Below are 12,990 nucleotides of genomic sequence, written 5' to 3'. Positions count from 1 at the left end.
TATGTTATATCCGTCAAAAAAACGGACGCCTGTGTCCCGCTGCCGAAGAACAGCGGCTACTGCCCCGGAAGAACAGGCACAATGCCAAACTGCGCCAGCTCCTGCGCTCCGCCGTCCGGTGCGCTCAGCACCCAGATTCCCCGATCATGCAAAGCTACCTCATGCTCCCAATGGCAGGCATCCGAACCGTCTTTGGTTTTTACCGTCCACCCGTCGGCAAGCGTGTAATTATCCTGCTTTCCCGCCGTGAGAATCGGTTCGATGCACAGCACCATGCCGGGCTTCAGCCGGGGACTTTTCCCCCGCGTACGGTAATTCATCACGTCGGGTGCCTGATGCATTCGGGTTCCGATCCCGTGGCCGATAAAATCGAGCACAATATCCGGGCGTATTTCGGGCGAAAGAGTCATAACGTAGTCGTCAATCGCACTGCCGATGTCACGCACGTACTTCCCTGTGGCCATCGCGGCAATGCCGTGCCACATCGCCGTGCGGGTAATGCGCGAAAGACGCTCACGTTCCTTTCGTTTTTTCTCATCCCCGCCTGGCACAACTGCCGTGAAACACGCATCCCCGTGCCAGCCGTGCAGCACGGCACCGCAGTCCAGGGAAACAATATCCCCGGGAGCAAGCGTCTGTGCGCCCGGGATTCCGTGCACAACCGTATCATTGACCGAAATGCAGGTCTGTGCCGGATAGTCATAGTAGCCGAAAAAATTTGACTTCGCACCGTTGCTCCGCAGCACCTGCAGCGCAATTGCGTCCAATTCGGCAGTTGTAATTCCCGGACGGACCGCCGCCGCCAGCTCCCGGTGAATCTGCGCCACAATCAGTGCCGCTTTGCGAATCTGCAGCATCTCGGCATTCGTCTTATATTCGATCCGGTCTTTTCCCAACAGCGCCATGTTTTTCTCTTTTCAGCAAATCCGTGTTCCGGTAAATAAGCCTCCTGCCTGCCGCAATACACCCATGCGCCGGGCAGGGATCAAAGCGGGTTTTTGCACAGAAAGTCCGTCAGTTCTTCCGTGAGGCGGGTCAGCACTTCGGCAATCGTGCCCCGGCCGTCCACATTAAGGAGAATCCCCCGCTCCCGGTACACAGACATCAGCGGTTCCGTCTCCCGGTGGTAGAGCGCAATCCGATGGGCAATCACTTCTTCCGTGTCGTCGGCACGGTTTTCCAACCCGGCACGGCGGAGCAGTCTGCCCATAATATCGCCGTCCGGAACGGTCAGCTCCACCACAGCGTCAAGTGCCAGGCCCGAATCAGACAAAATTGCGTCCAGAGCCTCCACCTGATGCACATTGCGCGGATAGCCGTCAAGCAAAAATCCTGCGACGGCGTCGGCTTCCCCGAGCCTGTCGCGCACAAGCGCGTCGGTTACTTCGTCGGGCACCAGATTACCGTTTTTAATATAGGACTGCGCCAAAACGCCCAATTCGGTGCGCCGCGAAATATGCGAACGAAAAATCTCACCCGTGGAAATCGCGGGAATATCCAGTTTTTCCGCGAGCATTTTTGCCTGCGTACCTTTACCCGCACCCGGCGGGCCTATCAAAATTACACGTGCCTTCATCGCAGGAAACCTTCATAATGGCGCTGCTGCAGCTGGGCATCAATGTCTTTCACGGTCTGCAGGCCGACACCCACCAAAATGATAATGGACGTGCCGCCGAAACGGGCCGACTGGATACCCAGATAATTGAACACGATATGCGGAATCAAAGCCACAACTGCCAGATAGAGCGCACCCACCCAGGTAATACGGTTCATCACATAACGCAGATAATCCGCCGTGGGACGGCCGGCCCGGATCCCCGGAATAAAACCGCCGTAACGTTTCATATTGTCGGAAATTTCTTCGGGATTGAACGTAATCGAGGTGTAGAAGAACGAGAAGAAGATAATCAAAAGCGCGTAGGTGAGCATATACCACACGGATGTCCAGGTAAAGTTGGTGCTCAGCCACTGCACCCACTTGGAATTGCGGTCGCCGAAATGCCCGATCATCTGCGGAAGAGACAGAATCGAGGAAGCAAAGATCACCGGAATCACGTTCGCCATATTGATCTTCAGCGGAATGTAGGTAGATGTTCCCCCGTATGTTCTCCGGCCCACCACGCGCTTCGCATACTGCACCGGGATTTTACGCATGGATTCCTCAACGAACACAACCACAACAGTGATCAGCAGGAACATTCCCACAACCACCGCAACGTGGGCCCATCCGCCGGCAGACTTCGACACCGTTCCCAGCAGGGTCGGGAACGAGGCGGCAATACCGGTGAAGATAAGCAGCGACATACCGTTGCCCACACCGCGTTCCGTAATTACTTCCGCCAGCCACATCACGAGTGACGTGCCGGCCGTCATCACCAGAATCGCAAGCAGCTTGTTGGCAATGGAATCATTGGGAATCGGCTTCACCGTGCATCCCACAAACAGGCTGGTATTGGCCACGGAAACAATCACGGAAGACTGCAGAACGGAGAGGAAAATCGTAAGATAACGGGTGTATTCGGTAAGTTTTGCCGTTCCCGTCTGGCCCTCTTTGTGCAGCTCCTCGAAACGCGGAATCACCACACGCATCAGCTGCACAATAATGGAAGCGGTAATGTAGGGCATAATTCCGAGAGCAAACACCGACAGCTGAAGCAATCCGCCGCCGGCAAACATATTCATCATGGTCAGCAGATCGGCGGAACCGGACTGGTCTAAACACACTTTAATGTTTTTATACGAAACGAAGGGCGCCGGAACGTATGTGCCGAGACGGTAAATCGTCATCACGAACATCGTCAGCAGTAATTTACGGCGAAGGTCCGGCGTGCGAAACGCAGATCCAAGTGCTTTAAACAAGAGTTTTCCTCCCGATCAGCCCGCTGTGCATGGGCATCCCTGCAAGAATAGGCGTCATCGGAAAATAATGACGCGCCAGGTTAAAATTATACAACTATTTTCAATGATAATGATATTTAAGTGTTTAGGTCACGTTTTGCACCCGCGGACCTTTGGTCCGCAGGCGGATACAGAGGTGCCGGCCCTTTGGGCCGGCACCTCTGTCAATTATGCTTCCTGCGACTTCAGCGAACCGCCGGCGGCAGTAATTTTTTCCTGTGCGGAAGCAGACCATGCGTCTGCAACCACATCTACCTTCACCGAGATTTCGCCCCGGCCCAAAACCTTCACCGGGAGATTATCGCGCACGGCGCCTTTTGCCACGAGATCGGCAACGGTCACCGTTCCTCCCTGCGGGAAGAGCTCGGAAAGCTTATCCAGATTAACTACCTGATATTCTTTGCGGGCAGGATTCTTAAATCCGCGAAGTTTCGGCAGACGCATATGCATCGGCATCTGACCGCCTTCAAAGCCCATCGGGACCTGATAGCGTGCTTTCGTACCTTTGGTACCGCGGCCCGCCGTCTTACCCTTCGATCCTTCGCCTCGGCCGACACGGGTACGCGACTTCTTCGCTCCCGCAGCCGGACGCAGATCGTGAATCTTCAGGAGTTCTTCGGATTCGACAGTCTCTGCTGCAGACATTATTTCTCCTCCTCCACAGTTACAAGATGGGCAACTGTACGGATCAGACCCCGAGTTACCTCGTTGTCTTCATGTACAACGGACTGATGAATCTTGCGCAGTCCAAGCGTGCGCATGGATTCGCGCTGATTCCGCTTCGCTCCCACAAGACCTTTTACCTGTGTAATTCTGAGTTTCATGCGCCAACTCCTGCCGCCGCCGCTTCATTTTCGGCAACCTGTGCCGCAATCTGAGCTTCTTCGCGTTCCTTGGCCTCAAACTCAGCCCGTTTGCGCAGCATCTGCGCCGGCGCGACACGATCCAGCGGAAGTCCGCGGCGGGCGGCCACGGCTTCGGGCTGTTCGAGCTGCTTCAGGGCGGCAACCGCCCCGCGCACAATGTTGATCGCGTTCGACGAACCGAGCGACTTGCTCAAAACGTCATGAATTCCCGCGCACTCCATCAGGGCACGCACCGGGCCGCCGGCGATTACACCGGTACCTGCGGAAGCCGGGCGGAGAAGAACCACGCCGGCCGCGTCTCTGCCCTGTACCAGATGCGGAATTGTGGTTCCGATCCGGGGAACTTTAAAGAAATTCTTCTTTGCGTCCTCAGTAGCCTTTGCAATTGCCGAAGGAACTTCCTTCGCTTTTCCGTAACCCACACCCAGGGTGCCGTTACCGTCGCCGACCACCACAAGAGCGGTGAAAGACATCCGCCGGCCGCCCTTAACGGTCTTTGCCACACGGTTAATCGTAACGACGCGCTCCACGTAAGCATTCTTGTCTTCGGCGCGACGATCGGTGCGGCGGTCGCTGCGGCGACCTTCGCGACGGTTATCGCGCGCTCTGCGCTCTCCGCCCTGCTCTGAGGTGGCGTGTACCTGCTGCTCTGCAGCCATATCCTTTTCCTCTCGTTGTGCCATCACAAAGCCAATCCGGCAGCACGTGCGCCGTCGGCAACGGCGGCCACACGGCCGTGATACTTATTGCCGCCGCGGTCGAACACAACTTCGGAAATACCTGCTTCCAAAGCGCGCTTCCCCACGAGTTCGCCAACTTCACGTGCCTTATCAACCTTGTTCGCTTCTTTTGCGCGCAGCCCGGCTTCAAGCGTAGATGCCGAAACCAGAGTTCTGCCCACCGTATCGTCCACAATCTGAGCCACCATGTGACGATTGGAACGGGTAACTACGAGGCGTGGACGCTCGGCGGTACCGGAGAGACGCTTGCGCAAACGTGCATGACGGCGTGCGCGCGCCACAAATTTGCCTTTGCCTTTGAATGATACAGCCATTACTTACCAGCCTTTCCAGCCTTGCGGCGGATATGTTCACCCGCGTACATAACGCCCTTGCCCTTGTAGGGTTCGGGCTTGCGCAGCTTGCGAATCTGTGCCGCAAGTTCTCCCACCTGCTGCTTTGAAATGCCGTTCACACTGAACCTGTTGGCGTTTTCCACCGCAAAGGAAATACCTTCGGGTGCTTTCACCACAATCGTGTGCGAATAGCCCAGGGAGAATTCCAGATCCTTGCCCTTGGCCACTACGCGGTAACCGGTACCGACAATTTCCAGAGTCTTGGAGTAGCCTTCGGTCACGCCAATAATATTGTTGTTGATCAGCGTTCTGGTCAGTCCGTGCAGCGAACGCGATTCGCGTTCGTCGTTCGGACGGGTTACGAGGACTTCGTTTCCCTCAACCCGAACCTCAATCGGGGCGGGCACAGTCTGGGAAAGTTCGCCTTTGGGACCTTTCACCGTGACCGTACCGTCAGCAAGTTTTACTTCCACACCGGCAGGAATGGCAATCGGGAGTCTACCAATACGTGACATTGTCCAACGCTCCTTTCATTACCAGATGTAGGCGAGGACTTCCCCACCTACGCCCTTTTCCTGTGCCTCACGGTCGGTAAGCAGACCGGAAGATGTGGAAAGAATAGCCACACCAAGTCCGCCCAACACTTTCGGGAGGTTCGTCGACTTCGCATATACGCGAAGTCCCGGCTTGGAGATCCGGCGCAGTCCCGCAAGCGCCCGCTCGCGGCCCGGACCGAATTTCAGGTTGAGAACGAGGGTTTTTCCAACCTTCGCGTCCTCAACTTCAAAGTTTTCGATGTAACCCTCGCGTTCGAGGATCTCGGCAATGTTTGCCTTCATCTTTGAGTACGGCATCGAAACCGACTCGTGGAATGCCGAATTGGCATTCCGCAGACGTGTAAGCATGTCTGCAATTGGGTCTGTCATTGACATCGGGCAAAGCCCTTTCCCGTCGTGGTTTCCTATTCAGACCTACGACGTAGATTTCTTACCAGCTGGACTTCTTTACGCCTGGGAGCTCGCCGTGCAGGGCCATCTCACGCAGGCAGATACGGCAAAGACCGAACTTGCGGTATACCGAATGGGGACGGCCGCAGCGCTGACAGCGCGTATAGGCGCGGACAGCGAACTTCGCCTTGCGATTTGCTTTTTCTTTTAAAGCCGTTTTCGCCATGTTCAGTTCTCCTTGAATGGGAATCCGAGGTGACGCAGCAGCGCCCTTCCCTCATCATCCGTCTTTGCGCTTGTAACAACGGTGATATCCATGCCGCGGACGCGGTCGATCTTATCCTGGTCGATTTCATGGAATACGGACTGTTCGGTTAAGCCGAAAGTATAGTTGCCGTGTCCGTCAAACTGTTTCGCGGAAAGACCGCGGAAATCGCGGATACGCGGAAGTGCCGTCGACAGCAGCCGGTCGAGGAATTCCCACATCCGGTCGCCGCGCAGGGTGACGTGCGCACCAATCGCCTGTCCGGCACGCAGCTTAAACTGCGCAATGGATTTGCGGGCCTTGGTGATCTGCGGTTTCTGCCCCGTAATCGCGGTCAGGTCGGCGATTGCGCCTTCCATGATCTTTGCGTCACGGGCCGCTTCGCCAACGCCCATGTTCACAACGATCTTTACCAGAGCGGCTGTTTCGTTAATGTTTGAATAATTGAACTCGTCGTGAAGCTTCTTGGTAATCTCTTCCCGGTATTTCGTCTTCAGACGCGGGGTTACCTTTTCCATGTTCTCGCTCACAGCTCAATCTCCTCTCCGCCACGGCGACCGATGCGCTCACGCATGATCTTTTTCTTTCCGTTGCGCTCAACGGGAACCGGGCGGAAACCGACGCGAACCGGCTTCTTGTCGGGGCCCACGAGGGCAACATTTGAAATGTGAATCGGAGCTTCAACCGTTTCGATACCGCCTGTGGCCGCACCGCGGTCGGTACGCCCTACTTTGGTATGCTTCTTTACGCGCTGCACGCCTTCAACGATCACACGGTCGGACTGAGTAAGTACCTGCAATACGTGTCCCTGCATCCCCTTGTCGCGGCCTGCAATGACCTGTACCAGATCACCTTTCTTAATCTTCGCCATCAGATCACCTCCGGTGCCAAAGAAACGATACGCATGAACTTCCTGTCGCGAAGTTCGCGGCCCACGGGTCCGAAAATACGGGTACCGCGCGGCTCCGTTTCGTTCTTCAGAATAACTGCAGCATTTTCGTCAAAGCTGATGTAGGATCCATCAACGCGACGTGTTGCTTTCTTTGCCCGGACGACTACCGCTTTTACGACGTCGCCCTTCTTAACGTTTCCGCCGGGAATTGCATCCTTGACGGCGGCGACGATTACGTCGCCGATTCCGGCGTAGCGCCGGCCGGATCCACCGAGAACAGTGATGCAGAGCAGTTCCTTTGCACCTGTGTTGTCGGCGACCTTTAGCCGAGACTCCTGCTGGATCATTTATTATCTCCTGTCGTCGTGCCGGTTCTCATTATTTGAGCCTTGCCGAACGGATGGTTAAATCAGCCGGCCGAAGCCGGCCGAAAATCACTTTGCCTTCTCGATAATCTCAACCACACGGAAGTGCTTGGTTGCGGATAACGGTCTGGTTTCCATGATACGTACAAGATCGCCTACGCGAACTTCATTATTCTCATCATGGGCTTTGACACGCCGGGAGCGGGTCATAACCTTGCCGTAAAGCGAATGCTTCCGGCGGTCCTGCACCTCAACCACAACGGTCTTGTCCATTTTGTCACTAACCACATATCCGCGTTCCACCTTACGGTGGTTGCGTGCTGCGGTTTCAGTCATCTCTTCACTCACCTGGAACCTCACTTCTTAGCGGTTGGAGCCGTACGGATTTTGAGCTCACGCTCGCGGGCAACGGTGTAAATGCGGGCAATATTGCCCCGCACTTCCTTCAGACGGGCCGAGTCCTCGAGGCGGTGTGTAACAGCCGAGAAACGCAGGTTGAACAGTTCTTCCTTCTCTTCCTTCAGCTTCCGGGCGAGCTCATCGTCTGTAAGCCGGTCAAGATCTGCGGTACTGATACCCTTAGCCATTATTCACCATCCTCACGTTTGATAAAACGGGTCTTCATCGGGAGTTTATGCATTGCGCGCAGCATGGCTTCGCGGGCAAGCGTCTCGTCAACACCCGAAAGTTCAAACATCACACGGCCGGGCTTCACGTTTGCAACCCATGTTTCAACCGGACCTTTACCGGAACCCATACGCAAACCAAGAGCCTTCTTTGTGAGCGGACGATCCGGGAAAATGTTGATCCAAATTTTTCCGCCACGCTTAATGTGACGGGTCATGGCAATACGCGCGGCCTCAATCTGACGGTTCGTTACGTATGCCGGGCCAAGTGCCTGGATACCGTATTCGCCGAAAGCGAGCTGTGTACCGCCCTTCGCCATCCCGTGACGGTCCGGACGATGCTGCTTACGATACTTTGTGCGGCGGGGAATGAGCATTTAACTCAGGCCTCCGTTTCCTGTGTAGTTGCTGCTTCGGCTGCGGGCTGCGCTGCGGGCGCTTCCGCTGCCTGTGCTGCATTCTTTTCCGGACGCTGATTACGCGCCGCGCGGTTTGCGCGGCGTCCGCGGCGGTCATTGCCTCTGCCGCGTCCGCGGGGAGCTTCCGCAAGGCTGCGGAAATACTCTTTGTCGGTAACATCGCCGCGGTAAATCCAAACCTTTACGCCAATCTGGCCAAAGGTGGTCCGTGCTTCATAGAAACCGTAATCGATATTTGCACGCAGTGTGTGCAGCGGTACTCTTCCTTCGCGGTAGAATTCCGCGCGCGACATTTCGGCGCCGCCCAAACGGCCCGAGCACTGCACGCGGATTCCCTTCACCCCTGCGCGCTGCGCGGACTGAATACCCTTACGCATCGCACGGCGGAAAGACACACGGGCTGCCAGCTGTTCGGCAACTCCCTGCGCAACAAGCTGCGCATCCGCTTCCGGATTCTTCACTTCGAGAATGTTCAGCTGCACGGCTTTGCCGGTGAGCTTCTCCAAATCCTGGCGAAGACGGTCGGCCTCCGCGCCGCGGCGTCCAATCACGATTCCGGGACGGGCAGTGTGAATATCCACTACCACGCGTTCCGTGCGGCGTTCGATGTTTACACGCGAAATTCCCGCACGGTCCAGGTTCTTCTCCATCAGACGGCGAATTTTGATATCTTCACCCAGATAGTCGGCATAACGCTGACCTTCTTTTCCTGAATCGGTGAACCACTTGGAACGGTGATCGGTGGTAATACCGAGACGGAACCCAGTTGGGTTTACTTTCTGGCCCACGATTAGGCTCCCTTCTCGTTCTTGACATCACTGACGATAACGGTGATGTGGCTGCTCCGCTTAAGAATACGGTTCGCCCGGCCCTGCGCCCGGGGCTGAATACGTTTCATCGTCGGACCTTCATCCACATACGCTGCCGATACCACAAGATTTGCGGCGTCGAACTTCTCCCCCGCACGGTCGGCGGCGAAACGCGCATTGGCGATTGCGGATTCCAAAATTTTCTTTACATCCCGGGCTACAGCCTGTGGTGCATAATGCAGCACGTCGACGGCATCCAGCGCACGCTTTCCGCGGATTTCGTTAATCACGCGACGCGACTTCTGGGGCGTGACGCGCACAAATCGTGCCTGCGCCTTAGCTTCCATATTTTTGCCTATCTCTTTCTCGTACTGCTGCCTACTGGCGGCGACCCTTACGGTCTTCCTTAACATGGCCTCTGAAAGTGCGCGTCGGAGCGAATTCGCCCAACTTATGCCCAACCATAGACTCCGTTATGAATACCGGAACATGCTTGCGTCCGTCGTGAACGGCAAACGTGTGACCAAGGAAATCCGGTGTGATGATCGACCGGCGTGACCAGGTCTTGATTACATTCTTCGTGCCCTTTTCGTTTTGTTCATCAACTTTCTTCAGAAGATGTCCGTCAACGAACGGCCCTTTTTTCAAACTACGCGGCATCGCTCATAACCTCCTGATCAGCGCTTCTTGCCAGTCTTGCGCCGGCGTACAATGAGCTTGTCGCTGGGCTTGTTTGGATGGCGGGTACGGCCTTCTTTCCGACCCCAGGGCGAAACCGGATGACGGCCGCCGGAAGTCTTTCCTTCACCGCCGCCGTGCGGATGGTCGACCGGGTTCATAACCACGCCGCGGACGGTCGGGCGGACACCCTTCCAGCGCATACGCCCGGCTTTACCCCAGTTGATATTGGACTGTTCGGCATTTCCGACTTCGCCGACGGTAGCGCGGCAGCGCGAATCGACATTTCGGATTTCCCCGGAGGGCATCCTCAGCTGCGCGTATTTTCCTTCTCTCGCCACCAGCTGCACAGACGTACCTGCGGAACGGGCAATCTTTGCCCCGCCGCCCGGCTGCAGCTCGACAGCGTGGATCACGGTACCGACCGGAATGTTGCGCAGCGGAAGGCTGTTGCCGGGTTTAATATCGGCACTCGGACCGTTTTCAACCGTCATTCCCTGCTTCAGATTTTCCGGAGCCAGAATATAGCGCTTTTCGCCGTCTGCGTAGTGCAGCAGGGCAATCCGCGCAGTGCGGTTCGGATCGTACTCGATGTGTGCCACGCGGGCAGGCACGCCGTCTTTGTCGTGACGGCGGAAATCAATCACACGATACTGACGCTTGTGGCCGCCGCCCTTATGGCGTGTTGTGATGCGGCCGCTGTTGTTTCGGCCGCCGGTCTTGTGGAGTGGGCGAAGCAGCGACTTCTCCGGTGTGGTCCGGGTAATTTCTGCGAAGTCGGCAACGCTCGCACCGCGACGACCCGGAGTCGTCGGCTTGTACTTACGAATTCCCATGAGATCTTATTCCTCAATATCCTCGTCGGCTTTAGCCGGCGATCTCGCCGTAGATGTCGATTGTGCCCTCACGCAGGGTGACGATAGCACGCTTGGTTGCCTTGCGGCGACCGATGCCATCACGGGTCCGACGGGTCTTACCTGCACGATTCATCGTGTTTACGGACGCAACCTTCACTCCGAAAATTTTCTCGATTGCGAGTTTGATTTCGGTCTTGTTTGCGTCGGGACGTACGAAGAACGTGTATTTACCTTCATCTTCAAGACGCGTTGCCTTCTCGGACGCCAGCGGTCTGAGAATGATGTCACGCGGATCTTTGTTCATGAATACTGCACTGGACTCGCTCACTTCGTCTCCTCCTTGGTGTTGGCACTGATCCAAGCCGCGAAAGCCGGTTCGGTAAAGATTACGTCGTCGGCAACGAGTACGTCGTAGGAATTCAGCTGATCTACGTAAAGCAGATGAACTTCGGGGACGTTACGCAGAGAAAGAACATTTGTGTCTTCTGCGCGGCTGAGCACGGCAAGCGCTTTGCGCCCGGCAGTTACCCCATTGAGCAGAGTCAGAGCGGTCTTGGTAGACGGTGTATCGCCTTCCACAAATCCCTTCACCACGTGCACACGTCCGTTGCGTGCCCTGTCGGAAAGCGACTGACGCAAAGCCGCGGCAATCATTTTCTTCGGGGTGCGCTGCGAGTAGTCGCGCGGCGTGGGACCGTGCACAATACCGCCGCCGGTGAAATGAGGCGCACGGATCGAGCCCTGACGTGCCCGGCCGGTACCCTTCTGCTTGAACGGCTTGGCGCCGCCGCCGCGTACTTCGCCGCGGGTTTTGGCTTTGTGCGTTCCCTGCCGGGCAGCGGCAAGCTGCGCCGTCACTACCTGGTGAATCAGTGCCACATTCGCTTCGAGATCGAAAAGCGCTCCCGGAAGCGTGACGCTCCCCGCCTTTTCCCCTGCGAAATCAATTACATCAACCTTGAAGTCTGCCATATTTATCAGGCTCCCTTCACGGCAGTACGAAGTACGACCACGCCGCCCCTGTTGCCGGGGATGGCACCTTTAACGAGAATCAGATCGTTTTCGGTATCGATGGCATGGATCGTGAGGTTCTGTGTGGTGACGCGGGCATTGCCCATTCTTCCCGCCATCCGCATTCCTCTGAATACGCGCGAAGGCGTGGAGCAGGCACCGACCGAACCCGGCTTACGGTGATTGCGGTGCGCGCCGTGCGAAGCGGACACGCCGGCAAATCCGTGGCGTTTCATCACGCCGGCAAAACCTTTGCCCTTGGATTTGCCGACAACATCGATATGCTGTCCGGCTTCGAAGGTGTCTACACCAAGTTCCTGGCCAAGAGTGTATTCCCGGGCGTCAGGCGTACGAATTTCGGCAACGTGACGGCGCGGTTCCACGCCCGCTTTTGCAAAATGACCTGCGAGAGGCTTCGTCACGTGCTTCTTCTTCAGCTCTCCGGATGCAATCTGGAGTGCTTCATAACCGTCTACCTCAGTTGTACGAACCTGAGTGACTACGTTCTTTCCAACACGCACAACCGTAACCGGAATCAAATTTGCATTCTCATCCCATACCTGGGTCATGCCGAGCTTGGTGCCGAGCAGAGCCTTTACGGGCTTCGGGTCGGCTGCTTGGATATTCTTTACCATAATGCGTTACCTCAGAGCTTGATCTCTACACTGACATCTGCCGGAAGATCCAGCCGACGCAGGGTGTCAATTGTCTTCAGAGTCGGATCGACAATGTCGATTAGTCGCTTATGCGTACGCATCTCAAACTGTTCGCGACTGTCTTTATACTTGTGGGGCGAGCGAATAACCGTGAAAACATTTTTCTCGGTCGGTAACGGCACCGGTCCCACAACCGACGCTCCGGTACGGGTAACTTCGTCGACGAGCTTTTTCGCTGCACTGTCGATGACCTCATGGTCATAAGACTTCAGACGGATGCGGATTTTCTGTCCCGCCATGGCGTCGTCTCCCTCTCTATACCACGGACACCGAACCCCGCATTCGGGCGTGTCGCGTGAGAGAACACATACAGCAAGCCCTATACGATTTTCGGTGAACCTTTTTGTTACCAAAGTGCTTTTGCAACTTCGGCCAAGTTCTTAACTCGAACCTTTGTCGAGCAACTTTTACAGTATTGCAAACTTTTCCCCCACCCGGCAAGTTCAAAGTAATTTTGGTGGTGCACTGCACTGTATTGCGGCCGGCGGACGTATGCTTTTTCGGATACCGCCGAAAACGGCAAAGGGGGTTCTGCCGTTGGGCAGAACCCCCTTTGGGAAAAACAG

At 56.0% G+C, this 12,990-nt stretch carries 24 protein-coding genes; all 24 read right to left on the bottom strand.

Annotation, left to right across the window (positions count from 1 at the left end; all coding sequences use genetic code 11):
- Positions 1 to 56: 56 nt before the first annotated feature.
- Positions 57 to 905: a type I methionyl aminopeptidase gene (map, locus tag HMPREF1631_RS03760; RefSeq protein WP_034232556.1), complete on the bottom strand. Its 849-nt coding sequence runs from the start codon at positions 903 to 905 to the stop codon at positions 57 to 59.
- Between the two features lie 80 nt (positions 906 to 985).
- Complete coding sequence (locus tag HMPREF1631_RS03755) at positions 986 to 1,576, bottom strand: adenylate kinase (RefSeq protein WP_034232554.1); 591 nt, start codon at positions 1,574 to 1,576, stop codon at positions 986 to 988.
- A complete protein-coding gene (gene secY / locus HMPREF1631_RS03750; RefSeq protein WP_034232552.1) occupies positions 1,573 to 2,859 on the bottom strand; it encodes a preprotein translocase subunit SecY in 1,287 nt (428 codons plus the stop codon). The genes HMPREF1631_RS03755 and secY overlap by 4 nt, the downstream gene beginning before the upstream one ends.
- A 207-nt stretch (positions 2,860 to 3,066) precedes the next feature.
- Positions 3,067 to 3,543 (bottom strand): 50S ribosomal protein L15, encoded by a 477-nt coding sequence (rplO, locus tag HMPREF1631_RS03745; protein ID WP_034232550.1) that lies wholly within the window; start codon positions 3,541 to 3,543, stop codon positions 3,067 to 3,069.
- The gene (gene rpmD / locus HMPREF1631_RS03740; RefSeq protein WP_034232549.1) at positions 3,543 to 3,722 is read right to left on the bottom strand and encodes a 50S ribosomal protein L30; all 180 of its coding nucleotides are present in this window, start codon (positions 3,720 to 3,722) and stop codon (positions 3,543 to 3,545) included. The genes rplO and rpmD overlap by 1 nt, the downstream gene beginning before the upstream one ends.
- Positions 3,719 to 4,423 (bottom strand): 30S ribosomal protein S5, encoded by a 705-nt coding sequence (rpsE, locus tag HMPREF1631_RS03735; RefSeq protein ID WP_034232547.1) that lies wholly within the window; start codon positions 4,421 to 4,423, stop codon positions 3,719 to 3,721. The genes rpmD and rpsE overlap by 4 nt, the downstream gene beginning before the upstream one ends.
- A gap of 23 nt (positions 4,424 to 4,446) precedes the next feature.
- Positions 4,447 to 4,818 (bottom strand): 50S ribosomal protein L18, encoded by a 372-nt coding sequence (rplR, locus tag HMPREF1631_RS03730; protein WP_034232545.1) that lies wholly within the window; start codon positions 4,816 to 4,818, stop codon positions 4,447 to 4,449.
- A complete protein-coding gene (rplF, locus tag HMPREF1631_RS03725; protein ID WP_034232543.1) occupies positions 4,818 to 5,354 on the bottom strand; it encodes a 50S ribosomal protein L6 in 537 nt (178 codons plus the stop codon). The genes rplR and rplF overlap by 1 nt, the downstream gene beginning before the upstream one ends.
- A gap of 18 nt (positions 5,355 to 5,372) precedes the next feature.
- Positions 5,373 to 5,771 carry a 30S ribosomal protein S8 gene (gene rpsH, locus HMPREF1631_RS03720; protein WP_034232541.1) on the bottom strand — a complete coding sequence of 133 codons (399 nt, stop codon included), beginning with the start codon at positions 5,769 to 5,771 and terminating at the stop codon, positions 5,373 to 5,375.
- A 55-nt stretch (positions 5,772 to 5,826) separates the two neighbouring features.
- Positions 5,827 to 6,012, bottom strand: a complete 186-nt coding sequence (locus HMPREF1631_RS03715) for a type Z 30S ribosomal protein S14 (RefSeq protein ID WP_034232540.1) — start codon at positions 6,010 to 6,012, stop codon at positions 5,827 to 5,829.
- Positions 6,013 to 6,014: 2 nt separating this feature from the next.
- Positions 6,015 to 6,569: a 50S ribosomal protein L5 gene (gene rplE, locus HMPREF1631_RS03710; RefSeq protein ID WP_034232538.1), complete on the bottom strand. Its 555-nt coding sequence runs from the start codon at positions 6,567 to 6,569 to the stop codon at positions 6,015 to 6,017.
- Between the two features lie 8 nt (positions 6,570 to 6,577).
- Complete coding sequence (gene rplX / locus HMPREF1631_RS03705; RefSeq protein ID WP_034232536.1) at positions 6,578 to 6,922, bottom strand: 50S ribosomal protein L24; 345 nt, start codon at positions 6,920 to 6,922, stop codon at positions 6,578 to 6,580.
- Positions 6,922 to 7,290 (bottom strand): 50S ribosomal protein L14, encoded by a 369-nt coding sequence (rplN, locus tag HMPREF1631_RS03700; RefSeq protein ID WP_034232534.1) that lies wholly within the window; start codon positions 7,288 to 7,290, stop codon positions 6,922 to 6,924. The genes rplX and rplN overlap by 1 nt, the downstream gene beginning before the upstream one ends.
- Positions 7,291 to 7,377: 87 nt before the next feature.
- Positions 7,378 to 7,644: a 30S ribosomal protein S17 gene (rpsQ, locus tag HMPREF1631_RS03695; protein WP_034232828.1), complete on the bottom strand. Its 267-nt coding sequence runs from the start codon at positions 7,642 to 7,644 to the stop codon at positions 7,378 to 7,380.
- A 20-nt stretch (positions 7,645 to 7,664) separates the two neighbouring features.
- Entirely contained in the window at positions 7,665 to 7,895 is a 231-nt protein-coding gene (gene rpmC / locus HMPREF1631_RS03690) for a 50S ribosomal protein L29 (RefSeq protein ID WP_034232532.1), read from the bottom strand.
- Positions 7,895 to 8,311, bottom strand: a complete 417-nt coding sequence (gene rplP / locus HMPREF1631_RS03685; protein WP_034232527.1) for a 50S ribosomal protein L16 — start codon at positions 8,309 to 8,311, stop codon at positions 7,895 to 7,897. The genes rpmC and rplP overlap by 1 nt, the downstream gene beginning before the upstream one ends.
- Positions 8,312 to 8,316: 5 nt before the next feature.
- Positions 8,317 to 9,141, bottom strand: coding sequence for a 30S ribosomal protein S3 (rpsC, locus tag HMPREF1631_RS03680; protein ID WP_034232524.1), 825 nt, complete (start codon positions 9,139 to 9,141; stop codon positions 8,317 to 8,319).
- A 2-nt stretch (positions 9,142 to 9,143) separates the two neighbouring features.
- Positions 9,144 to 9,509, bottom strand: coding sequence for a 50S ribosomal protein L22 (gene rplV, locus HMPREF1631_RS03675; RefSeq protein WP_034232523.1), 366 nt, complete (start codon positions 9,507 to 9,509; stop codon positions 9,144 to 9,146).
- Positions 9,510 to 9,540: 31 nt separating this feature from the next.
- A complete protein-coding gene (rpsS, locus tag HMPREF1631_RS03670; RefSeq protein WP_034232521.1) occupies positions 9,541 to 9,822 on the bottom strand; it encodes a 30S ribosomal protein S19 in 282 nt (93 codons plus the stop codon).
- 17 nt (positions 9,823 to 9,839) lie between these two features.
- Positions 9,840 to 10,676 (bottom strand): 50S ribosomal protein L2, encoded by an 837-nt coding sequence (gene rplB, locus HMPREF1631_RS03665; protein WP_034232519.1) that lies wholly within the window; start codon positions 10,674 to 10,676, stop codon positions 9,840 to 9,842.
- Between the two features lie 31 nt (positions 10,677 to 10,707).
- A complete protein-coding gene (gene rplW, locus HMPREF1631_RS03660; RefSeq protein ID WP_198017370.1) occupies positions 10,708 to 11,001 on the bottom strand; it encodes a 50S ribosomal protein L23 in 294 nt (97 codons plus the stop codon).
- A 20-nt stretch (positions 11,002 to 11,021) separates the two neighbouring features.
- On the bottom strand, positions 11,022 to 11,669 hold the full coding sequence (gene rplD, locus HMPREF1631_RS03655) for a 50S ribosomal protein L4 (RefSeq protein ID WP_034232515.1): 648 nt from the start codon (positions 11,667 to 11,669) through the stop codon (positions 11,022 to 11,024).
- A gap of 5 nt (positions 11,670 to 11,674) precedes the next feature.
- Positions 11,675 to 12,343: a 50S ribosomal protein L3 gene (rplC, locus tag HMPREF1631_RS03650; RefSeq protein ID WP_034232513.1), complete on the bottom strand. Its 669-nt coding sequence runs from the start codon at positions 12,341 to 12,343 to the stop codon at positions 11,675 to 11,677.
- A gap of 11 nt (positions 12,344 to 12,354) precedes the next feature.
- Positions 12,355 to 12,663 (bottom strand): 30S ribosomal protein S10, encoded by a 309-nt coding sequence (gene rpsJ / locus HMPREF1631_RS03645; protein ID WP_034232511.1) that lies wholly within the window; start codon positions 12,661 to 12,663, stop codon positions 12,355 to 12,357.
- Positions 12,664 to 12,990: the final 327 nt, after the last annotated feature.

It is taken from the genome of Arcanobacterium sp. S3PF19 (assembly GCF_000758825.1).
Classification (GTDB): domain Bacteria; phylum Actinomycetota; class Actinomycetes; order Actinomycetales; family Actinomycetaceae; genus Arcanobacterium_A.
The sequence above is the reverse complement of the archived record's forward strand: the minus strand, read 5'-3'. Positions and strand labels throughout refer to the sequence as shown.